We start from the raw sequence: 24,760 nt of genomic DNA on the forward strand, positions 1-24,760 counted from the left end.
AAACAGTCCACTAAAAATGTTTACTAAGGTTTTAAGATGCTTTTTACTTTTTTCTGCTTTTTTTGGCAATTCTCAAGAGTTACCACCAATTATTAAATACCCACCTAACGCCTACAAAGGCGGAAATCAAAACTGGATGATTTCTCAAAACAAACAAAACATCATGTATTTTGCAAATAATGATGGTTTGTTAGAATTTAATGGCTCCGAATGGTTGCTTTATCCTTCACCAAACGAATCAATTATTCGATCGGTAAAAGTAATTGACGAAAGAATTTATACTGGTTGCTACATGGAATTTGGCTATTGGGAACGCAATCAAAATGGATTACTGAAATACAAATCTTTAAGCGAACAAATTAAATCTAGAATCCTCGATGACGAGCAATTTTGGAACATTTTGCAATTTGATCATTGGGTTATTTTTCAATCATTAAATCAAATTTTTACCTACGATACAAAAAATAAAACATTCAAAATCATCAAACCGGAAACCGGAATTTTTAAAGCTTATTCAGTAGCAAAATCAATTTATTTTCAAACCGTTAAAAATGGACTTTATGAAATTGAAAATGGTGTAAGTAAACTCATTTCTAAGGATCCCTTTTTTATTAACAATAAAGTTGTGTCTATTTATAAGCGAAACAATGGATTGCTTTTATTAACGCAAAATGATGGATTTTATGAATTTAAAGATAATAAACTCACCAAATGGCAAACTGATTCTGATTCTGAATTAAATAATAGTAGTGTTTATTGCGGACAAAAATATGCCGGTGAAAGTTTTTTAATCGGAACCGTTTCTAATGGGATTTTTATCATAAATGACGACGGTAATACTCTTTATCATATCACCCAAAATAAAGGAATTAGTAATAATACTGCTCTTTCACTTTTTGAAGATGCCGATAAAAATATTTGGATTGGTTTAGACAACGGGATCAATTGTATTAATATCACCTCTCCTATCCGAAGTTTTTATGATGATACAGGAATTTTAGGTACTGTTTATGCATCTATTATTCATGAAAATAAGCTCTATGTAGGTACGAATCAAGGCTTATTCTATAAAAACAAGGAAGGACAGGATACTTTTAAGTTTGTTACCGGAACAAAAGGTCAAGTTTGGTCTCTTTTTTCATTTGACAACACGTTGTTTTGCGGGCATGATTCCGGAACATTTCTAGTAGAAAATCAAACAGCTACGTCCATTTATAATAGTTCCGGAACGTGGAAATTTGAACCCAGTCCTTTCAATAAAAATATAATTTTACAAGGAAATTATTATGGAATTTCTATTTTGGAAAAAATAAATAATACTTGGCAGTTTAAAAATAAAATCAAAGGTTTTGATTATTCTTCAAAATATTTTGAGTTTTCAGACACCAATGAATTAATAATTAGCCATGAGTACAAAGGAATATTTCGAATTAAAATTGATCCTACTTATTCAAAAGTAACACTTTTTGAAGATCATGAAAATCCAAAAAAAGGGAAAAACGCCAGCATAGCAAATTTTAATAAAACAGTATATTATGCTTCAAAGGATGGAATTTTTGCCTTCAACAATAAAAGTAAAAAATTTGAAAAAAGTAAAAAACTAAGTGCTGTTTTTGATAATGATGAATACCTGTCCGGAAAATTAATGACCGACAAATCAAATCGGCTCTGGTTTTTTTCCAAAAATTACATTAATTATTTTTCTTACGGAAAACTGAGTTCCTCTTTAAAGCACAATGTTATTCCGATTCCTTCTTCGCTAACTAATTCAATGTTGGGTTACGAAAATATCTCACAACTCTCTGAATCTCTTTATTTGGTTGGAACCACAGATGGCTATTATACTATAAACATTGATGAATTACTCTTTAACAACAATCACTTATACATCACTGCTATTGCCACTAACAAACATAATGAAACGTTAACATTTGAATCAATCCATGAAAAGGGAGCTTTTGATTCAAATAATAACAACATCACCTTTTCCTACACCGTACCTAAATACAATAAATACATTTTAGCTGAATTTCAATACAAATTAGAAGGTTTTCAGAATGAATGGAGTGAATGGAGTTCTAGATCTTCGGCTAACTTTAAAAACCTTCAACCGGGAAATTACACCTTTATCGTCAGATCAAAAATAGGTAATGCAATCAGTGAAAATGCCGAAAAGTATTCATTCACAATTCTAAAACCTTGGTATGCAACTAACCTCGCCTTAGTTATTTATATCATATCATTACTTATATTAGCCTATTTTATTAATAAAGCATACCAAAAATATTACCATAAACAACAAGAAAAATTAATTGAAGAAAATAATCGTTTGCTTGAAATTAAAGAATTAGAAAACGAACAAGAATTAATGAGGGTTAAGAACCAACAATTAGAGCAAGATTTTGAAAATAAAAATAGAGAATTGGCAGCATCAACGATGAATCTAATTAAGAAAAACGAATTACTTTCCATGATTAAAGAAGATTTAAAGAATTCACCAGAATCATTGCCTAATAAAAGAATCAAATCAGTAATTACCTCTATTAATAAAAACATAAATGAAGAGGAAAGTTGGAATGTTTTTGTAGATGCTTTTAATAATGCAGATAAAGATTTCCTCAAGAAAATTAAAGCCGCTCATCAAAGTTTAACTCCTAATGATTTAAGACTTTGTGCCTTTTTAAGACTCAATTTATCGTCTAAAGAAATTGCACCATTATTGAATATATCCGTGCGAAGTGTAGAAATAAAACGGTATCGCTTGCGTAAAAAAATGGAATTATCACATGAACAAGGCCTTGTGGAATACATTTTATCCATTTAATTTTTGGACATCTAAAAAAAAGTATATAACTGACTATTAAATACTAGAAATAGTATCAATGAGGTAATTTATCTTTAATTAATCCATACAAAAAAGTACCGAAAATTGCTCCCAAAAGCACAAAGGCAACATTGTAAAATCCAGCTCCTAAAAGTATAAAAATGGGCCCTGGACAAGCTCCAACTAATGCCCAACCTAAACCAAATAAAATTCCTCCAATCCAATAGCGGGCATTTCCTTTTTCTTTATCCAAAATTTCAATTGGCATTCCCTCAATATCCTTTACTTTATTCCTTTTAATAATTTGAATTCCTACAACACCGGTTGCTATAGCTGTTCCGATAATACCATACATGTGAAACGATTGAAAATGAAACATTTCATAAATTCTGTACCATGAAACGGCTTCTGTTTTGGTCAACACAATCCCAAATAAAATGCCAACTAAAAAAAACTTCACTAATTTCATGTCTTAAAAAATTAAAGGTAAAAGAATGTGAGCCATGATTAATCCACCGATAAAAAACCCAATAACGGCTTTTAATGAGGGCATTTGAAGGTTACTCAATCCTGAAATTGCGTGTCCGGAAGTACATCCACCTGCATAGCGACTACCAAAACCGATTAAAATTCCACCTGTAATCAAAATAATAATCATTTTGGGAGAAGAATTTTCAAATAATGAATGGGGTAATAGCTTTCCGTATGGTTCATCAATTCCCATATTGCTTAACTGCTGTATCGTTTTCGGATTAAGGCTTACATTGGAAATATCATGCAAAAAATGAACTGCAATAAAACCTCCTACCATCGCACCCGCAACCACCACTAAGTTCCAACGTTGGCTTTTCCAATCCCAATCAAAAAAAGGAACTTTTTTACCAATACCAGTCATGGCACATAATGAGCGAAGGTTCGAAGACATCCCAAATGTCTTTCCAAAATAAGTCAAAAACAACATGACCAACCCTATTAAAAAACCGGAAATTGACCAATGCCAAGTTTGTGAGAGTATCTCCATATAATTTTTTTACAAAAATAGAGTTTACAGTGTATTCTAACAAATGAAATTAGCAACGTTGTCCAAAAAAACGTTTACCTTTGGCTAACTATAGAATATGTTCAAATGAAAAAACCGACCTTTCTACCCCTTTTTTTATTAGCAATTTTTACTATTTCATGTGGTGGAATCAAAAACACCATTAAAAACATAGATGATTCTGCACCAACCCCCCTATTGAAAAAAGATAATTCTTTTGTTATAACAACGTTTAGTGATGACTCCAAATACGGTTATGACCCTGATTATCCTATAAATATATATTATCGTTCAACAGCCAATGACAGCATTAATCAAGAGCGTTTTTTAAAAGCTTTGGCCGGACCCAATGGCGAAAAGCTATTTTATAAAAAAATCGAAAGTTGTTGTCCATTCCCTACTAAAAGAAGTGAAATTGGTGCCGGATTTTTAGATGTTTATCAAATACATTGGGTAGGCTGCAAAAAACCTTTACTGCTTCATTTTAATATTTATGAGAAAGGTATATTAATGGTACCAAAAGGATTAACTATCAAAAAAGATGAGTAACCTAAGTTACAAAATCAAATCAAATTATTCGTACTTTTGCACTTTAAAAACCCACTATGGATATTACAAAAATACCTCAAATTAAGCATGCTGCCAGTGGAAACTTCTTTGTTTTAGCGGGACCTTGTGCCATTGAAGGTGAAGAAATGGCTCTTAAAATTGCGGAACGTTTGGTAAAAATTACTGATAAATTACAAATACCCTATGTATTTAAAGGTTCATTTAAAAAAGCAAACCGCTCTAGAATCGATAGTTTTTCAGGTATTGGAGACGAAAAAGCCTTAAAAATTTTACAAAAAGTATCACAAACTTTTGGTATACCTACCGTAACTGATATTCACACTAACGAAGACGCTCCCATGGCCGCCGAATATGTAGATGTGCTACAAATTCCGGCCTTTTTGGTTCGTCAAACCGATTTAGTGGTGGCTGCCGCTAAAACAGGTAAAACCGTTAATTTAAAAAAAGGACAATTTATGAGTCCGGAAAGCATGAAACATGCCGTTCAAAAAGTACTGGATTGTCAAAATGATAATATAATGGTTACCGACCGCGGAACCATGTTCGGCTACCAAGATATGATTGTGGATTTTAGGGGGATTCCAACTATGAAACAATTTGCAACCACTATATTAGATGTTACCCATTCGTTACAGCAACCCAATCAAATGTCGGGTGTTACCGGTGGCCGTCCAGATATGATAGAAACCATCGCAAAGGCAGGAATAGTAACCGGAGTTGATGGAATTTTCATTGAAACCCATTTTGATCCGGCCAACGCTAAAAGTGACGGAGCAAATATGCTTCACCTTGACTATTTTGAAAACTTAATGACTAAGTTAGTCGCCATACGAAAAACCATTAATCAATTTTAATTTTATCTCAATAACCGTGAAAAATCAATCACTACTGATTGTAACCTTTTTTTGTGCTATCTTACATGTATCAGCCCAAGAAGCTCCAATTAGGAAAGAAAAATATACAACCCATAACAAAGGAAAATTTTACATTTATTGGGGAGGAAATAGAGAAACCTACTCGAAATCTGATATTCATTTCAAAGGAAATGATTACGATTTTACGTTGTACAATGTTTCCGCCCATGATAAATCGAAAGGATTTCACATCGATTATTTTAATCCGACTCGTATGACTATTCCGCAAACAAATTTTAGAGTCGGTTATTTTATTACAGATAAATACAACATTTCACTGGGTTTTGACCACATGAAATATGTAATGTATCAAGACAGAGCAGTAAATTATTCAGGCTATTATCCTAATGAAGGTAGCTATGGAGAATCTTTACCAAACGGACAAGTTTTGCTCACCAAAGATTTTTTAAAGTTTGAACATACCGATGGCTTGAACTATGTGAATACCGAAATTTCTCGTGTTGATGATATTTCAAAATGGTTTGGAATTATGAACACGGATATTTTACAGGTAAATTTAACAGAAGGAGTTGGAGGTGGTTTTTTATACCCTAGAACCAACACAACATTATTAGGGAAAGACCGGTATGACGAATTTCATATTTCCGGATATGGACTTTCTGCTAAAGCCGGTTTAAACATTACTTTTTTAAAGTACTTTTTCATACAAGGTGAATTAAAAGGCGGTTATATCGACATGAATAACATTCGCACAACAAAAGATAAAGCCGACAGTGCTGAACAAAATTTTTGGTTTTTTCAACGAATTCTTGTCGTGGGGGGAGTATTTAAGATTTAAAACAGTTAACTTTATTTACTGTTATAAAAATGCTTCTTTAGAGAAGCATTTTTATTTTAATATTTCTTCAAACTCTAAAAATCATAGAGTTAAAAAAAAGCCATAAACTAAAAAAATCACTCTAATATTAAAGAAATTATATATCTATATTTCTTAAAAAAACCACCTCAAAAATACAATCAAATAGCTAAATATCAATTATTTAAATCAAAAACATCAATTTAAAACAATCTATAAACATAAACATTATTTATGTATTTCATTAATTATATAAATAAAAAATTATGAATTATATTACTGAACTTTGCATCAATAATCATTAAACCAATTATAATATGACAAAAGTTACAGTAGCAAAAGGAGACGGTATCGGTCCGGAAATTATGGATGCAACTTTAGAAATTATTCTCGCTGCAGGTGCCAAAATTGAAATTGAAGAAATTGAAGTCGGTGAAAAAGTTTACCTAGCCGGAAACACTTCAGGAATTTCAAATGAATCTTGGGATATCATTAGAAGAAATAAAATTTTTCTAAAAGCTCCAATAACAACACCACAAGGCGGAGGTTATAAAAGTTTGAACGTGACCACTCGAAAATTTCTTGGATTGTATTCTAATGTTAGACCGTGTATGAGCTTACATCCTTTTGTGGAGACAAAGCATCCTATTATGGATATTGTGATTGTTAGAGAAAATGAAGAAGATTTATATGCCGGTATAGAACACCAACAAACGGATGAAGTAGTACAATGCTTAAAACTAATCAGTAGACCGGGTTGCGAAAAGATTGTTCGCTATGCATTTGAATATGCTAAACAACAAAACCGAAAAAAAGTTACTTGCTTTACAAAAGATAATATCATGAAACAAACGGATGGATTATTCCATCAAGTATTTGATGAAATCGCAAAAGAATATCCTGAAATTGAAAACGAACATTGGATTATCGATATAGGTGCCGCCAAAATGGCCGATACACCTGAAGCCTTTGACGTGATTGTGATGCCCAATTTATATGGCGATGTACTAAGTGATGTAGCCGCTCAAATCACTGGCTCAGTTGGTTTAGCAGGTTCTGCAAATATAGGTGAAGAATGTGCAATGTTTGAAGCAATTCATGGTTCAGCTCCCAGAAGAGCTGGACAAGATGTAGCAAATCCATCAGGACTTTTGCAAGGAGCTATCATGATGTTAAATCACATTGGTCAAACAGATGTAGCCGAAAAAGTGCAAAACGCTTGGCTAAAAACATTGGAAGACGGAATTCATACGTATGATATATTTAAAGAAGGAACAAGCACACAAAAAGTAGGAACTAAAGAATTTGCACAAGCAGTGATTGCAAACCTTGGCTTCAAACCCTCTAAACTAAAATCAGTTTCATACGCCAATAGCTCTGCATTAAATCTTCCAAAATACATTCGAAAACCAGCCGCAAAAAAAGAATTGGTAGGCGTAGATATTTTTGTTCATTGGATCGGAACAAATCCAAATGAATTAGCAGAAAAATTAAAAAAAATAGAATTTAACGGAATTCAGCTAAGCATGATTACCAACCGAGGAATCAAGGTTTGGCCTGATGGTTTCAAAGAAACTTTTTGCACCGACCATTGGAGATGTCGATTTAAACCAACTGAATCTACATCCATCAACAAAATGGATATTTATCAACTTTTGAAAAATGCAATCGAGCAAGATATTGATACAATTAAAACTGAAAACTTGTATTCATTTGACGGTAAACCAGCCTATTCGTTAGGACAAGGTCAATAACAAAATTAGCATCTGTTCTAATTTGAAGAAAATCATTAATCGTAATAAAATTTTTGAAGACAAATCTTTAAATGAATAGTTTTTGTTGAGGTTGAACCCGTAAGTTCAACCTCTTTTTATATTTGTAGCAGTTTCATTTTAAGAGCATTGAATTTTTATTTCGATTCCAAAAACAGATAAAAATAACTAAGAAACAAATTTAAAATCTATTTTTTTAATAAAAGAATCTGAGCTTGAATTAATTCTTCCAAAACAGCATTATCAATTTCTTCTAAACGCTTATACCGTAACGATTTTACCAATGTTCTGCCCTCACCTGTCAATTGATCTTGATGTAAGGTTAGTTCATAACCTCTTATAAATGCAACATCAACATAGTGTTTTTTATGACTGGCATTTAAATAAATAAACGGTTTATTGTTGTAGTAATAAAACGGAATTTTATATTTGTAAAACAACTTTATCTCCGGTACATTTAATTCAATTACAGCCTGAACATGCAGTAAAATCGAACGATACGGTTCAGGTTGATTGAGTATATATTCTTCGGCCGGTTTCATTTTTCAAAAATAAATGAAAATTTATTTGGTTGTGAAAAATTTTATATTTTACTTTGCATTTCAAAGTACTTTAAAATGAAAAACGAGAAATACCTCAACGACCTTTCTGAAATCAAAAACTTGATGAACCGATCCTCACGCTTTTTATCTTTGAGTGGACTATCGGGAATTTTAGCCGGAACATATGCGTTAATTGGTGCTTATTTGGCTTATAAAACGATTTACTTTGACACTTCAACATTGGGAGCTTACAAGAATTTGGTGATTTCCGAAGAAGCTGTTATGCGATTGTTAGTAATTGCGTCATCGGTGGCACTACTTTCTTTACTAACCGGAATAGCATTAAGCATACGAAAAGCACAAAAGAACAACGAAACCATTTGGAATAGCACGGCAAGAAGACTAGTAATCAATTTTTTAATTCCCTTAGCAACAGGAGGTTTCTTTATAATATTTCTTATCGAAAAAGAAATGTTAGGTTTAATTGCTCCGCTCACTTTAATCTTTTACGGATTAGCATGTGTGAATGCAAGTAAATATACCATTGGAGGCGTTCGCTATTTAGGACTAACTTTTATTCTTTTAGGATTACTTTCGACATGGTTTTTAGGCTACGGTTTACTATTTTGGGCGTTAGGTTTTGGCTTTTGTCATATTCTGTATGGTAGTATCATGTATTTTAAATACGAAAGAGATTAGCATGATAAAAAAACTAAGTTTCATCAAAACTTATTCTAGTAGAGAAGAAACGCAAATCCCAACCAAATGAAAAATATTATCCAAAATATGAATAAAGCCTTTGACCATCGCATCCGACTGGGCATCATGTCGATATTGATGGTGAATGAAAGTGCCGATTTTAATACATTAAAAGAATTGTTAGGTGCTACTGATGGTAACCTTGCCTCTCATGCAAAAGCATTAGAAGCAGAAGAATACATTGCCATTGAAAAACAATTCATCGGAAAAAAACCTAATACCAGTTACAAAGCAACAAAACTTGGAAAAAAAGCCTTTCAAGAACACATCGAAGCCCTTGAAAAATTAATCAAAAAAAGTTAACCTATTTTTTTATCTATTAACTTTGAAATACAAAGTACTTTATACAACAAGAAAATAATTTAATCAAAAACTCATCATCATGACTAAACAAAGCTATACCGAAGTAACCGGCAAACTTTCAACGCAAATCGCCATTTCATCATTTGTAATGGGAACCATTTTATTTTTGCTTAATCAACTGTTTCCAAAAATCGATGAAATTTATGTCTTTGGCTTTTTTTATATCTTAATTGCCTTACTTGTTAATGGCTTAGTAGTACTTAATCTCATTCATCACTTTATTTTCTTTCAAAATCACCGGGAGTATTTTGGGGTAAAAATTCTAATTGTATTGGCCAATATTCCCATCGCAGCAGTCTTCTTTTATTTAACCATTAATCGCATTACCCTTTTAAACTTTTAACCTTTTAACCTTTTAAACTATTTCAATCATGGAAAAACAAACCAATTTCTTTCAGTCCAACACCGCAAAAATCATCATGGTTGGCTTTTTAACGCTCGTTTTATTAATTCCGCTGCAATTTGTAAGAAGCTTAATCGAAGAACGTTCTATCCGACAAAAAGAAGTCGTTTCTGAAACTTCCGAAAAATGGGGCGAAGCAATCTATTTTTATGGTCCGATTTTGAAAATTCCGTACAAAGTGCATACCGAAAGTATGCAATATGAAGCGAAAACCAATCAGCATGTGAAAACAATTTCTACAGAAATTCGTTTGGCATATTTCTTTCCTGAAGAACTGAAAAACACGACCGATGTCACGATGGTGAAACCCTTGCAACGCAGTTTGTATAAATCAAATGTATTCAATGCTCAAATGGATTTTTCGGGAAGTTATGTTTTTCCCAACTTTAAAATCAATTCAATAGCAGATGAAAATATCCTTTGGGACAAAGCCACAATTCAGATTCGAACCACTAATTTAAAAAGTATTAAAAGCCAAGTAAATCTTAAAATGGGCGATTCTGTTTACCGATTTGAACCCACTCAAAACAAGCAAAATGATTCGATGTCAACGTTAGAAACCGGTTTGGTGAATTTGCAATCGCTTCGGGAGAACAAAAAGCAAAATTTTACGTTCAACATCAATTACAACGGAAGTAAAATGATTCACTTTGCTCCGATTGGCAAAACGACATCGGCAAAAATGACTTCCAATTGGCCGTCCCCGAGTTTTTCAGGTAATTTTTTACCAAACGATAAAAACAAAAAAATTACTGCCAAAGGTTTTGAAGCCGAATGGGAAGTGTTGCACCTCAACCGACCTTTTCCGCAACAAGCATTTGAAACATTACCGAATGTAAAACCGCATGCATTTGGTGTCGATTTTATTACCATGGTTGATGAATACCAACAGAACGATAGAGCTTCGAAGTACGGATTTTTGGTGATTGGATTAACGTTTTTAATTTTTTTCCTCATTCAAAGCATTAGCAAAATAAACATCCATATTTTTCAGTATTCGATGATTGGTTTGGCGTTGATTATGTTTTATACACTACTGATTTCCATCACCGAACACAGTAGTTTCACGTTGGCATATTTGCTTGCTGGAGCTTCTGTAATTGTGTTGATTTCCCTCTACTCCATCTCGATTTTAAAGAACAAAAAATTTCCGGCATTTATTGGCATTTCGCTTACGTTTTTATACACGTTTATTTTTGTGATTATTCAAATGGAAGATTATGCATTATTGGTAGGAAGCATCGGTTTATTCTTGATTTTAGCCGCTGTGATGTATTTTTCTAGGAAGATTGATTGGGGAGCGGGGAATTAAATTAATTTGTTTTTAAAACCATTAGGAAATTAAGGTTCATTAAGCTTGCTTGGTGAGATTGATTTCTTGGTGGTTTTTATTTTGTAAATTATATTGATATAAATAAAAAAACCCGACAATCACTCGTCGGGTTCTTGTTTAAAATAAGTTTATTTTAATGTCCTCCTGATACTTTTTGGTCAAAATCAATTCCTTGTGCTTTTAAAATTCCGCTTACTTTCCATGCATAGAAAGCGAGATACGCAAAACAAGCCACCCCAACTATATAACTAAAATGAATGTTGGTTTCATCAGCTACCACTCCTTGCAACCAACTCACAATTCCTCCACCCATAATCATCATAATCAAGAAATTACTACCTTGATTGGTGTTTTTGCCCAAACCACTGATGGCTAAGGTGAATATACACGGCCACAACGTACTACAGAATAAACCAACACTAGTGAAAGCATAAACGCTCAACATGCCTGTGGTAAACATTCCAATCAATAAAGCAACTATTCCTAAACTTGAGAAAATCAACAACATTCTGGCCGGATTTCCTTTGCTGGCAATATCCGCAGCGATTAAAACTACAATGACTAACGCATACACATAAAATGGAGTCAAATCATGTTTGGCAATCGCGTTAACCATCAAGAAAACCCCAAACGCTAAATACGGAGCTAAAAATTTCAATATTTTTTCCGTACTAGCTGATGCATTGAAAGCTTCAACAGCACCTGTCCAACGGCCAATCATTAAACTCGCCCAATACAACGAAATATAGGGTGCAATATCTTTGGTTTCAAAACCTAAACCGGTTTCCATATAAGCCGGTAAATTACTCGCTGTGGAAACTTCTACTCCAACATATACAAAAATCCCAATCATCCCTAAAATCAGCTGTGGGTAGTGAAGTGCTGATTTTTTTGAAGACTTAACATCTTCTGCTACCTCAACAACGGTTTCCGGTTGATCCGGTAAAGATGAAAATTTCAAAAAGATGGCAACCAAAATAAAAGCAGCCCCCAAAATCAAATAGGGAATTTTTACGCTTTCAATACTCACATCGGTATTGGTAGAAGCCGCAGAACCAAAAATGGCAAAACTTACAATCAATGGCCCAATTGTGGTACCAAAATTATTGATTCCACCCGCCATGGTTAATCGTTGTGAACCGGTTGTAATAGGCCCCAAAGCAATGGCTAACGGATTGGCAACCGTTTGTTGCAAAGAAAATCCGAGTCCAACAATAAACAATCCGGAAAGCATCAATGGAAATGAACCATTGTTGGCTGCAGGATAAAATAATAACGTCCCTAAAGCCGAAATGGTTAAACCTAATGCTAGTGCATTTTTATACCCGATTCGGTTGATGATATCCCCTTTTGTAAGAAAAGAAATACCCATGTAAATTAAAGAACCTACGGTGTAAGCAACATAAAATGCTACGGAAACCAACTGACTTTGTCCTTGCGTTAAATCAAATGCTTTCTTAAATACCGGAATTAAAATATCGTTGCTGGCAGCTACAAATCCCCAAAAGAAAAAAACGGTAACTAGGGGAATAAACTGTGCCCATTTGGTTGAAGTAGTTGCACTCATAAATTGTTTTTAAAGGTTTGTTAGGTAATGCTAATTTTATTTTTAAATATAAAGAGAACGAATAGATAATAAAGATTCACAAAAAATAGTTATCAACGAAATTATGTTTACATTAACATATACATTATTCCGACTTTTTAATTTCATTTAGCGGACCAATCCCGTTATTATTAAAAGCCTCAATTTGAAAATAATACACGTCTGAACGGTCTAATCCATTGAAATAATATTCATTTTTCCCATACACCATAATGGAACCGTATAGTTTGTCCGCCGATTTTCCAAAATAAATGACATAACCATCTGCCGAGGGTTCTTGCTGCCATTTGAACCAAACATTTCTACGTTCACCTTTTACTTTTGGACCGGAACGCAAAGGAACAAAGTTTTTAACCGCTTTTGGTTTTTCACCGGAGCCTTTTCCAAAAACCCTGAATCCACTTATCGCAAATTTTCCGGTGGGCATGCCATGATTTTCCAGTTTTAAAAATCTTGCTTTTATTGGTACCTGTAATTCGATGTACTCATGCGGAACATCTTTGGTACTTTTACTTTTATCTACAACAATTTTCCAATTCTTACCATCGTTGGAAGCATATAAAATATATTGATGACCATTTGTTTTATCCGGTTTTCCCATGAATTCAACATCTTGATCAGCATAATTAATTTGAATGGCATTCACTGTACTCATTTCGCCTAAATCAGAAATGATATACTCGCCTTTGTTACCGGTTTTGGCACTCCAATAGGTTTTGATATCTTCATTTACGGCAAAATTTGCTTGATATCCTCCTAAGGTAGAAGAAACCTGAACTGGTTTATTATAGTTGAGTAACATCCAACCTGAAAAATGTTCCGTTAAATGATTTTTTTGTTCTGATGGTAAAAAAGTTGGATAATCACCATAAGCCGTATTGCTGAACATTTCGCCATCATCATCAAAACCCGAAGGCCAAATTCCGATGCGTCGTTCAAAATTATTCTTCACACAAATACCTATCGTGGAAACGTGCCAATACTGATTATTGGCATCTTGATACGTTGCACCATGCCCTGCTCCTCTTGCAAATCCCCCCGGTTTATACGAAAATGGATTATGCGGCTGATAATCAAAAGGTCCGAGTGGATGATTTCCAACATAAACTCCATCGGCGTAACCACTGAATTCAGTTCCGGGAGCACCGTATTGCAAATAATATTTGTTATTGTGCTTGGTCATGAATGCACCTTCGGTAAACGGTTGCAAAAAGGTATTGTCGTTATTTTCGCCAAATCGCTCCCAACCGTGTTCATCATCGTTTAAGGCTAAAACGGGAACAGGTTCACCTTCCGGCTGAAAGGTTTTTCGGTTTAATTTTAAACCATACAACGGATATAAATTACTAGAACCATAATACATATACAATTCATCTTTTTCTTTATCCCAGAATAGTTGAGGATCCCATGCACCGGCTTGGTGTTTGTGAACCAATTCTTTCCAGTCATCCACTTCGGGATTGGTACTCATCCACAAAGGAAATTCTTTGGTGTGTGTGGAACCAATGACCAATAATGTATCATTGACAAAAGATAAGGAAGGAGCACACAATTCATCCCACACTTTATGCTCGGGTCGAAGAAATTTTCGTGGAATGAACTTCCAATCGAGCATGTTTTCGCTATGCCAATATCCCCACTGATTAGTGGAAAAAAGATAATATTTCTCTTTGAAAAATGTGATGACCGGATCAGCTGTTGCCCGATGTTTTCCTTGTTTGACAAAAGGTTCAATTGGACAATAGCCATAATCGATATTGATGGGATTACAGTATGTTTTTTGTTGAGAAAAAACAGGACTAATTACCCAACAAAAAACTATAAAAAATACTACTTTTTTCATGTCTGGATTTTAGAAAAAAACCCTTTGAAAAGTTCAAAGGGCTTAGTGAACAATAAAAACTCAAATTATTTAACTAGCTCAAACTGCTTATATTCGGTTACATCAGAATTTGTGCCGATAAAAACATGAAATGTTCCGGGTTCAGCAATAAAGTTAAGTTCTGAATTATAAAATTTTAAATCTTCTTCTGTGATTTCAAAAGTTACTGTTTGCTTTTGACCTTTCGTAAGGTTTATTTTTTGGAAACCTTTTAATTCTTTCATAGGACGAGTCACCGAACCCACCACATCTCTGATGTAAAGTTGAACGACTTCTTTTCCGTCATAATTTCCGGTGTTTGTTATCTCTACCGAAGCAGTAATTTTTCCATTCGAATTCATTTTATCAGCGGATAATTGAAGATTAGCATATGAAAACTGCGTATAACTCAACCCAAATCCGAAAGGATAAAGCGGTTCGTTACGTTCATCAATGTAATTGGTTTTGAATTTTTCAAATTTTCCTTCTGTATTTCCAAGCGGTCTTCCTGTATTTTTAGCATTGTAATAAATTGGAATTTGACCAACACTTCTTGGGAAAGTAGCCGTTAATCTTCCGGAAGGGCTTTCATCACCAAACAATACATCTGTAATGGCTAAACCGGCTTCTGTTCCGGGAAACCAAACATTTAAAATAGCAGCAACTTTTTGACTTTCTTCCACCAAAACTAATGGTCTTCCTGTAAATAAAACTAAAACAACAGGTTTTCCTGTTTTTAAAAGAGCATCTAACAATTCTTTTTGAACAGATGGGATGCCTAATTCTGTTCTACTGCTTGATTCTCCACTCATTTCAGCAGATTCCCCTAATGCAGCTACAATTACATCTGCTTTTGAAGCTACTTGCAAAGCTTCATTCAATAATTCTTCTTTTGAACGGTTGTCTCTATTTAGTGTTTTACCAAACATCGTCGCCCGTTCTTCATAAGCGGCATCTGCCACTAAATTACTGCCTTTCGCATAGAGTACATTCACAGATTTTCCCAAAACTGATTTCATTCCATCAGCCAAAGGAATAGCCTTTTCATGCTTTGTAGCCACACTCCACGTTCCGGGCATGTTGACAGCATTATTTCCTAATGGACCAATTACAGCAACGGTTCCTGATTTCCTTAAAGGCAATAAACCCTTGTCGTTTTTTAATAAAACAAACGATTCTGCTGCCGTTTTTCGAGCTTCATTACGATGAGTAGCTGTAAAAATATCGGTCTTATTTCGTTTTAAGTCGCAGTATCGATAAGGGTCATCAAACAAACCTAAATCATATTTTGCGGACAAAATTAATCGCACAGCATTGTCAATTTTGTCAATTGAAACTTTTCCATCGGCAACTGATTTTTGAAGCGTTTTTAAAAAACCTTCGCTTACCATATCCATTTCTATACCTGCATTAAGTGCAGCTGCAGATACGGTTTGAAAATCACCAACTCCATGTTCCATCATTTCTTGGATTCCTGTATAATCAGTTACCACAAAACCATTGAATTTCCATTGCTTTCGAAGCACATCGGTCATTAACCATTTGTTTCCTGTAGCGGGAATTCCGTCAACTTCATTGAAAGAAGCCATCACAGAACCCACTCCGGCATCAACTGCTGCTTTATAAGGTGGAAAATACTCATTATACATTCGGATTCTACTCATGTCAACCGTATTGTAATCTCTGCCTCCTTCAGGAGCACCGTACAAAGCAAAATGCTTCACACAAGCTAAAAGAGTAGTATTGAGTGACAAATCTTTTCCTTGATAACCTCTGACCATAGCTTTGGCGATTTCACTTCCCAAATAAGCATCTTCACCTGAACCTTCTGATACTCTTCCCCATCTTGGATCGCGAGAAATATCTACCATGGGCGAAAAAGTCCAATTTATACCATCTGCACTGGCCTCTTTGGCTGCAATTTGAGCACTTCTTTCTATCAATGGTAAATTCCATGTAGCAGACAAACCAAGCGGTATCGGAAAAGTCGTTTCGTACCCATGAATGACATCCATTCCAAAAAGTAAAGGAATTTTTAAGCGACTTTGTTCGACAGCAATTTTTTGTACTTCGCGGATTTTTGTAGCCGATTTGATGTTAAACAATCCTCCTACCTTCCCATCTTTGATATTTTTGGCGATATCAGTTTTATGGGCTTGACCGGTTATTATATCACCTGAAGTTGGTAAATTCAATTGTCCAATTTTTTCGTCAAGTGTCATTTTTGCCATTAGTTCGGCAATAAATTCTGTTTTAGAAAGCGTTGGTTTATTTTTTGTAGTCTTTTGAGCCAACAAACCAGTTGAAAAAAGAAAAATAAATACAATAGCGGATACAAATTTCATTTGAAAAGCAGGTTTTTCCCAAATGTAAAAAACAATTCGGATTAATCAACCCGCCTACTAATGTAGTTATTTTAAAATGGGAGAATGTTCATCTACGTAACCCTGAAGATAACTGAATCGAGACGTTAGTTTTCCATTTTCAGTAATTTTGGCTCGTTGTAAAATACCGTCTTTGTCACCGTTAAAAAAAGCCGGAATTACATGTTGCATAAACATTTCGCCAAAACCTTCACTGGCATCTTTGGGTAACTCACAAGGTAAATTGTCAACACTCATCACCATAATTGAACTCGGATGTGTGTAAGGAACTTCTTCTCCAGTGGCAGGTAAATATCCAAAAAACGGATCGGCAATGGTTGAGGCTTTGATGGTACAAGCAATTGGACCGTCAACATCGCACGAAATATCAGCCACTACTTTCAAGGAACAATCCGCGGCTTTCAACATATCATTAGTTAAAATTTCGGGTGAACCATTGCCATAAAAATGACCGGCCATAAATACATCTGCCTCTTTGGTAAATCGTTCAAAATCGGAAATATAGTCGGAAGGATTTTGAAAAAAATCCGGATTATCTTTGACTTTCCCATCTTTTCGTTTGTTGTAATCCAATACATCAATGTGCACATAAACGGGTTCAGAATACTTTTTGGTCAGGAAATTTTCAACGGTAACTTCTTTAAACTTAATACCATCTAAAATTTCTTTCGCTCCCATGCCTACTTTTCCTCTGCCGGTCAAAACAATCTTAATGGGTGGAAAAGCTTGACGCTTTAACTTTGCAATCAATTCAGCTTTTCCGGTTAAAGTTTCTGCTTTGGGAAGTGAAAACAATTCATATTTGATTCCAAAACCTCTTAAACCATTGTAAGCTCCCACAATTCCGGCATAACGTCCAAAACCAATTAAACGGCGGTTTTCAGCATCTACTATGGTTTCATGGTCATACAGTTCTATGTTCTTTTCTAAAACAGCCTGTAATAACTTTCGATTATAGGGTTGTTTTTTAATGGTATGCGAGAAGAAAAAATACTTTTTGTATGGAATCAATGCTTCAATTGGCACTTCTTTTACTCCTATTAATACATCACAATCAGACATATCCGTTGTTACATTTAAACCAACCTCTTGATAGGCTGCATCCGAAAAAAATCGAATATCTGATGATTCCACTTTAACTTTTGCTTCAGGATAATGTTGTTGCAACCGAACCAGTTCTTCCGGCGAAAAGACAACCCTTCTATCCGGTGGATTTTTACGTTCTTTGATGATTCCGAATGTCATTTGTGATATTTTTATAGCAAATCTTTAAAATTGTTTCAAATATAACATTATTGGTTTATACCAACAAGTTTTATTTTTTGAGATTTATAATTGTATATTTGTGGTCTGGTTTTTGTTATGAGTTGCTGATAACTGAAAACTGAAAACTAAAAAATGGGGTCGACCGGTTTTGACAGCAGGTGGAACTAAACGGTAAGCACGTCGAGCATTGGACATTTGGCTCGTAAATATCAAGGTTCACACTTTATAAACGGCGAAAATAATTACGCTTTAGCTGCTTAATCTGAATCATAGTAAGATTTGCCTAGTCTCGTCAAGGACGAGAAGCTAGATTCTCCTCAAAAGCCTTGGTTTGTGGCGTTTGATTCAGGGGAACCGTAAAAATAAACCTAGGACGGGTAATGCTTTAAATCCCTTCTGACAACTATAAAGCTAAGCAAGAAGTGGCTGCCTTTGGCCTTGCTTTTTGTCGAAAAACTAATCAAAGGCTAAACGCGTAGAAAGCTCTTTGGTTGCTTGTTTGGACGAGAGTTCGATTCTCTCCGACTCCACTAAAAACCCTGTAAAGCATTGATTTTACAGGGTTTTTTGTTATTGAAAGCTCTCAATGAAATTCTTTGAAAAAAAATTAAGTTCTTCCAACATCAAAGCCTGCAAAAATTCATAAAAAATCAACTATTTACACTACGAATATTTTTCTAACTGTTTCTAATATTTATTCATTACCAACATATATTGATTAGCTTATTAGTATTCTATTGGCATAAAGTATTTTTGAAGATTGGAGCAATTACGAATAACATAATTGCCCGCTAATTAACATTAATACCTGGTTATGAAAAAAAATTACATTTTTGAAAAATTACGCAATAATGTTTTATTCAATTTAAATCTTATAATTTTAGTCTTTGTACTTGGATGCTCCATTTCGAGTAAAGCACAGTGTGACCCTCCAACCAACTTTAGAATAATAGAAAGAACACCGGATGTTGTTACCATAGCTTGGGATCCTCCTGCTAATTCATCAACTGTAAACGGCTATGACTATCGCCTTACTAATGTTCCTCAAGCAAATTTATCTTGGCCGGATTTTACCAGCACACCAAGTGTTACGTTTTTTGGACTTCCTGAAGGAGATGTTTATTATCTTTATATTAGAACGAGTTGTTTTTCTGGTTCTAGCACACACTTAGTATATACTTTTGCAACATTACTGCCCAATCAAGGATGTCAATCGGCAACATACGGTTTATACCCAACTGAAACTTTCACACCCACCTTTTCGAGTACACCGGATGTAATTGCGACCGATTCCTATGCCGGTCATTATTCTAAAGTTAATATCATAAGTGATAGAGAATATATTTTTAATAGTTCAGTTGCAACAGATTATATCACCATAACAAGTAATGATGGTACAGCCATTTTGGCTCATGGACCCGCACCGCTTACGTGGATTTCTCCATCACCAAATAATTACAGTGTTATAAATTATTATACATCGGCTAATGCCTCATGTGATGACCAAGAAATTGAGCGAATTAAAACCATAAAAGGCCAAGGTATTTCGGGCTGTAACAATCCATTTACAGAAGTCTATCCGACCAGTATTCAAAGTACGAGTGCAGTATTAAATTGGAATACTTCCGTAAGTAATGTACAATATTTTATAAGTACCGATAGTACGACTCCTACTGTAAACCAAACTCCTACCGGTAATAATAATGATCCTAATAGTGATACAAATCTATTTCAGATAAGAACTACCGGATTACTGCCAAATACAACCTATCATTTTTGGATTAGAAGAGTTTGTGATAATGCTAATGATTTGTGGGGAGAATGGTTTTCCGGCGGTAGTTTTACAACGCAAGCAGCGGAGTATATTGGATGCTCCACTGGTAATAATTTTGGTCTTGGTCAAGATTTATCTAGTACATATATTCCCGGTTGTTTTGGAAATCAAGAAATTATTTCAACTTCCTGTTATGCTGGAGAATATAATGTTGTTCAAATTCAGAAAAATAAAATATTTACTTTTTATAGCTCTGTTGTTACCGATCATATTTCGCTATTCAGTCCTGATGGTTGGTTAATTGCTTCCGGCACAACACCATTAGTTTGGTCTTCGGGTGACAATAGTGGAAATTGTAAGTTTTTAATCAAAACGAGTATAAACTGTGGTAATGAATTAAACAGTAGAACACAATCCATTAAATGTAAAAATGCCAATCTTTCATGTGATGCACCCAATGCTTTTGCAATAAATGCTATAACCAATTCAACGGCCAATTTAAGTTTTGTCGGAGCAAATCATATTCCAAGCAATGGTTATCAATATTATTTATCAACTTCTACTACAGAGCCAACTTCTACTACAGCAGTAACAGGATCAACGTTGATTACCAATTTATTTTTATCCAATTTAAATGCAAATACAACTTATTATATTTGGATTCGCTCTAACTGTGGATCTTCTACAAGTGATTGGGTATTTGGAAATAATTTCACTACGATTGGTGCATCACCTGCCGGTTGTACTTCTTCACAGAATGGAATGTTACCAAGTACAACTTTTACACCGAGTTGTTTTGGAAATACGGAAACCATTTTAACCAATGCTAGTACAAATCAATATTCCAAAGTTACTTTAACAGCAAATACGCAATATACGTTTACATCTAATTTAACCGGAAGTCAAAATGCTCCTAGTGATTATATCACCATTACCAATGAAGATGCTTCACAAGTCTATATCGTGGGTACCACTCCATTAGTGTGGAATTCCGGAACAAATACCGGTATTATGCGATTTTATATACATAGTAATTTTGCTTGTGGCTCAGACGGTAATAACCGAATAAAAGCTATTTCATGTACGCCAACACCAAATTGTAATACCCCAAGTTCACTTGCCAGCTCAACAATTACCTCAAACGGGGCTACTTTAACTTGGGCAGCACCAAATCCTATTCCCAGTAATGGTTACTATTATTATATAAGTACCACTAATACAGCTCCAAATACATCTACCGCACCTTCAGGATTTGCCAGTGGAACTTCAATCGTATTAAATAGTTTAAACCCGAATACAACCTACTATTTTTGGGTACAATCTAATTGTGGTGCTACGCAAAGTAATTGGTCAAATAGTATTAGTTTTACTACATTAAATTCTGCACCAACCGGATGTATCACTGCACCCTATGGTCTATTCCCAAGTACAACTTTCACACCTAATTGTTCAGGAACAGCCGAAATAATCGCCTCCAATGCTTATGCAGGTGAATATAGTAACGTCACTATTATTGCCAACAAACAATATACTTTTTCCAGCTCTATAGCAACCGATTTTATTACAATAACCAACGTAGATGCCAGTGTTATTTATGCCAGCGGTACAACGCCATTGGTATTGAATTCTGGTACTAATGCAGGAGTAATACGGTATTTTATTCATACTAATTCCGCTTGTGGTAGTGCAGAAATTATTAGAACAAAATCGATACAATGCCAAGATGTAGTTACCTCTTGTAATCCACCATCAAATTTAATGGTTTCTAACGTACTTCCAACTGAAGCACTTTTAAGTTGGACAGCAGCTTCTCCTGCACCATCTGTTGGTTATGATATTTATTTAAGCACCACAAACTCCATAACTGCTGCAACTATTCCAATCGGAACCGTTACTGGTTTAAACGGTCAATTGACCAATTTAAGTTCGGAAACTACTTATTATTTTTGGGTTCGTTCCAATTGTGGTGGATCTGATGTTAGTGAATGGATAGCAGGCCCAAATTTTTCAACAACAAATTCATCAGGAACCGGATGTGTAGTAGCTCCTTATGGGCTTTATCCGTCTTTTAATTTTACCTTGGTATGTCTTGGAACAAATGAAACCATTGTTACGGATGCTTATGCCGGTGAATACAGTAATGTCAATATTATTGCTGATAAACTTTATACTTTTTCCAGTTCTGTTGCAACCGATTTTATCACGATAACCAATGAGGATGCCAGTATCACCTATGCTAGTGGCACATCTCCATTAATGTGGGATTCTGAAACCAATTCAGGAGTAATACGATATTATTTGCATACAAATGCCGCTTGTGGTAGTGAAGAGATTAATAGAATTAAATATATAAAATGTCAATTCCCATGTAATCCACCCTCTAATCTGACGGTATCGAATATACTTCCTACAGAAGCATTTTTAAGTTGGAATGCAGCATCTCCGATTCCATCTGTTGGTTATGACGTTTATTTAAGCACCACAAATACAATCACTGCTGCAACTATTCCGACTGGGACTGTTTCAGGGTTGAATGGCCAATTGACCAATTTAAATTCGGCTACGACTTATTATTTTTGGGTTCGTTCCAATTGTGGTGGATCTAATGTTAGCGAATGGATAGCCGGACCAAGTTTTACGACAACAACTCCATCAGGAACGGGTTGTATATCAGCTCCTTATGGACTTTATCCAACAGCAACTTTTACACCGGCATGTACCGGAATAAATGAAACAATTGTTGTGGATGCTTATGGCGGAGAATACAGTAATGTTAACATAGTTTCCAACAAACAATATACATTTACCAGTTCAGTAGCAACCGATTATATCACGATAACCAATGCAGATGCCAGTATTATCTATGCTAGTGGTACAACACCTTTAATCTGGAATTCCGGTTCTAATGCCGGTGTAATACGGTATTATTTCCATACGAACTCAGCATGTGGTAGTGCAGACGTTGAAAGGATAAAATCTATCCAATGTCAAAACGAAGCAACCCCATGTATTCCTCCATCGAATTTAACGGTTTCTAACCTACTTTCAAATGGAGCACTTTTAAATTGGTCAGCAGCAACACCGGCACCATCAGTTGGTTATGATGTCTATTTCAGTACAACAAACTCCATAACCACAGCAACTATTCCAACAGGAACTGTTACAACTTTGAATAGTCAATTGACCAATTTAAATTCGGCTACGACTTATTATTTCTGGATTCGTTCCAATTGTGGAGGTTCTGATGTTAGTGAATGGATAGCAGGACCAAGTTTTACCACGACTGCATCAGCCAATGGATGTACAGAAGCTATTTATGGACTTTATCCAACAGCAACCTTTACTCCTTTATGTACCGGAACAAATGAAACAATTGTTGTGGATGCTTATGCCGGTGAATATAGTAATGTAAATATTATAGCCAATAAACAATACACATTTACTAGTTCTCTAGCAACCGATTTTATTACCATAACCAATTCAGATGCCAGTATTATCTATGCCAGTGGAACAACACCGTTAATCTGGAATTCTGAGACTATTTCCGGCGTAATAAGGTATTATTTCCATACGAATTCAGCATGTGGTACTTCAAATACTAATCGAACAAAATTTATTCAATGTCAAGATGTTGTTACACCATGTATTCCTCCATCGAATTTAACGGTTTCTAATGTATTATCTACCGAAGCACTTTTACAATGGTCAGCTGCCTCTTCGGTCCCATCCGGTGGTTATGAAATCTATTTTAGCACGATAAATTCAATATCTGCTGCCACTATTCCATCACTATTTTTTGTTACCTTAAGTGGTCAATTGAACAATTTAAATCCATCTACGACCTATTATATCTGGATTCGTTCCAATTGCGACGATTCAGGTGTTAGTGATTGGATAGCAGGACCAAGTTTTACAACAACAACCCCATCAGGATCAGGCTGTTTAGTAGCTCCTTATGGACTTTATCCGCCAACTGTCTTTACACCTACTTGTACAGAAACAAATGAGACCATCGTTGTGGATGCTTATGCCGGTGAATACAGTAATATTACTATTATTTCAGATAGAGTATATACTTTTGATAGTTCTGTTGCCACAGATTTTATCACCATAACCAATGCAGATGCCAGTATCATCTACGCAAGTGGTACAGCACCGTTGGTATGGAATTCTGAGACTAATTCCGGGACTATGCGGTATTATTTCCATACTGATTCAGATTGTGGTGTGTCAAATTCAAATAGAACAAAAATTATTAAATGTACAACAACCCTTGATAATCCTAGTTTTGAAAAATCATTTGCGAAAATATATCCAAATCCAACAAAAGACATTATAACTGTACAAGCAGAGAGAGCCTTTGACAAAATAATTATTACAAACAGTTTAGGTCAGGAAATTGAGGAAATAATCACAAATGTGACTCAAGTTCAAATCGATTTGAGTACCTATGCTAGTGGTGTTTACTTTGTTAAAATATATCAAGAAAGTGCAACACAAACGTCTAAAATTTTAAAAAACTAAAGTTAAGTT

General features: G+C 34.7%; 17 protein-coding genes and 1 other RNA gene. 11 read left to right on the forward strand and 7 right to left on the reverse strand.

The window, feature by feature from the left end; translation table 11 throughout:
* Positions 1–16 precede the first annotated feature (16 nt).
* Positions 17–2,824, forward strand: coding sequence for a triple tyrosine motif-containing protein (locus R2782_RS02430; RefSeq protein WP_371266472.1), 2,808 nt, complete (start codon positions 17–19; stop codon positions 2,822–2,824).
* A 55-nt stretch (positions 2,825–2,879) separates the two neighbouring features.
* Here the strand turns inward: R2782_RS02430 and R2782_RS02435 are convergent, their stop codons facing one another.
* A complete protein-coding gene (locus tag R2782_RS02435) occupies positions 2,880–3,293 on the reverse strand; it encodes a DUF6691 family protein (RefSeq protein WP_371266473.1) in 414 nt (137 codons plus the stop codon).
* A gap of 3 nt (positions 3,294–3,296) precedes the next feature.
* Positions 3,297–3,845: a YeeE/YedE family protein gene (locus tag R2782_RS02440; protein ID WP_371266474.1), complete on the reverse strand. Its 549-nt coding sequence runs from the start codon at positions 3,843–3,845 to the stop codon at positions 3,297–3,299.
* A 105-nt stretch (positions 3,846–3,950) separates the two neighbouring features.
* On the opposite strand from R2782_RS02440, the gene R2782_RS02445 reads away from it, so the two are divergent.
* The 4 genes from R2782_RS02445 (at position 3,951) to R2782_RS02460 (ending at position 7,918) form a co-directional block, all read left to right on the forward strand.
* Positions 3,951–4,412, forward strand: coding sequence for a 2-dehydro-3-deoxyphosphooctonate aldolase (locus R2782_RS02445; RefSeq protein ID WP_371266475.1), 462 nt, complete (start codon positions 3,951–3,953; stop codon positions 4,410–4,412).
* Between the two features lie 56 nt (positions 4,413–4,468).
* Complete coding sequence (gene kdsA, locus R2782_RS02450) at positions 4,469–5,287, forward strand: 3-deoxy-8-phosphooctulonate synthase (RefSeq protein ID WP_371266476.1); 819 nt, start codon at positions 4,469–4,471, stop codon at positions 5,285–5,287.
* A 16-nt stretch (positions 5,288–5,303) separates the two neighbouring features.
* A complete protein-coding gene (locus R2782_RS02455; RefSeq protein WP_371266477.1) occupies positions 5,304–6,146 on the forward strand; it encodes a hypothetical protein in 843 nt (280 codons plus the stop codon).
* 335 nt (positions 6,147–6,481) lie between these two features.
* Entirely contained in the window at positions 6,482–7,918 is a 1,437-nt protein-coding gene (locus tag R2782_RS02460) for an NADP-dependent isocitrate dehydrogenase (protein ID WP_371266478.1), read from the forward strand.
* A gap of 206 nt (positions 7,919–8,124) precedes the next feature.
* Here R2782_RS02460 and R2782_RS02465 read toward each other — a convergent pair whose 3' ends face one another.
* Entirely contained in the window at positions 8,125–8,478 is a 354-nt protein-coding gene (locus R2782_RS02465) for a DUF1801 domain-containing protein (RefSeq protein ID WP_371266479.1), read from the reverse strand.
* Positions 8,479–8,553: 75 nt separating this feature from the next.
* Here R2782_RS02465 and R2782_RS02470 point away from each other — a divergent pair, with 75 nt between their 5' ends.
* The 4 genes from R2782_RS02470 (at position 8,554) to creD (ending at position 11,315) form a co-directional block, all read left to right on the forward strand.
* The gene (locus R2782_RS02470; RefSeq protein WP_371266480.1) at positions 8,554–9,177 is read left to right on the forward strand and encodes a hypothetical protein; all 624 of its coding nucleotides are present in this window, start codon (positions 8,554–8,556) and stop codon (positions 9,175–9,177) included.
* Between the two features lie 66 nt (positions 9,178–9,243).
* Complete coding sequence (locus R2782_RS02475) at positions 9,244–9,540, forward strand: winged helix-turn-helix domain-containing protein (protein WP_371266481.1); 297 nt, start codon at positions 9,244–9,246, stop codon at positions 9,538–9,540.
* Between the two features lie 79 nt (positions 9,541–9,619).
* Entirely contained in the window at positions 9,620–9,943 is a 324-nt protein-coding gene (locus tag R2782_RS02480) for a hypothetical protein (RefSeq protein WP_371266483.1), read from the forward strand.
* A gap of 28 nt (positions 9,944–9,971) precedes the next feature.
* The gene (creD, locus tag R2782_RS02485; protein ID WP_371266484.1) at positions 9,972–11,315 is read left to right on the forward strand and encodes a cell envelope integrity protein CreD; all 1,344 of its coding nucleotides are present in this window, start codon (positions 9,972–9,974) and stop codon (positions 11,313–11,315) included.
* Between the two features lie 154 nt (positions 11,316–11,469).
* Here creD and R2782_RS02490 read toward each other — a convergent pair whose 3' ends face one another.
* From R2782_RS02490 to R2782_RS02505, 4 genes are all read right to left on the reverse strand, one after another.
* Positions 11,470–12,903, reverse strand: coding sequence for an MFS transporter (locus R2782_RS02490; RefSeq protein ID WP_371266485.1), 1,434 nt, complete (start codon positions 12,901–12,903; stop codon positions 11,470–11,472).
* Between the two features lie 124 nt (positions 12,904–13,027).
* Positions 13,028–14,785 carry a family 43 glycosylhydrolase gene (locus tag R2782_RS02495; protein WP_371266486.1) on the reverse strand — a complete coding sequence of 586 codons (1,758 nt, stop codon included), beginning with the start codon at positions 14,783–14,785 and terminating at the stop codon, positions 13,028–13,030.
* A 65-nt stretch (positions 14,786–14,850) separates the two neighbouring features.
* Entirely contained in the window at positions 14,851–17,148 is a 2,298-nt protein-coding gene (bglX, locus tag R2782_RS02500) for a beta-glucosidase BglX (protein ID WP_371266487.1), read from the reverse strand.
* Between the two features lie 66 nt (positions 17,149–17,214).
* On the reverse strand, positions 17,215–18,432 hold the full coding sequence (locus R2782_RS02505) for an NAD(P)-dependent oxidoreductase (protein ID WP_371266488.1): 1,218 nt from the start codon (positions 18,430–18,432) through the stop codon (positions 17,215–17,217).
* A gap of 155 nt (positions 18,433–18,587) precedes the next feature.
* On the opposite strand from R2782_RS02505, the gene ssrA reads away from it, so the two are divergent.
* Both ssrA and R2782_RS02515 read left to right on the forward strand, forming a co-directional pair.
* Positions 18,588–18,986: a transfer-messenger RNA gene (gene ssrA, locus R2782_RS02510) on the forward strand.
* 281 nt (positions 18,987–19,267) lie between these two features.
* Positions 19,268–24,751 (forward strand): fibronectin type III domain-containing protein, encoded by a 5,484-nt coding sequence (locus tag R2782_RS02515; RefSeq protein WP_371266489.1) that lies wholly within the window; start codon positions 19,268–19,270, stop codon positions 24,749–24,751.
* The last annotated feature ends 9 nt before the right edge of the window (positions 24,752–24,760 follow it).

The sequence above is a fragment of the Flavobacterium sp. genome, from assembly GCF_041392085.1.
In the GTDB taxonomy this organism is placed as follows: Bacteria; Bacteroidota; Bacteroidia; order Flavobacteriales; family Flavobacteriaceae; genus Flavobacterium.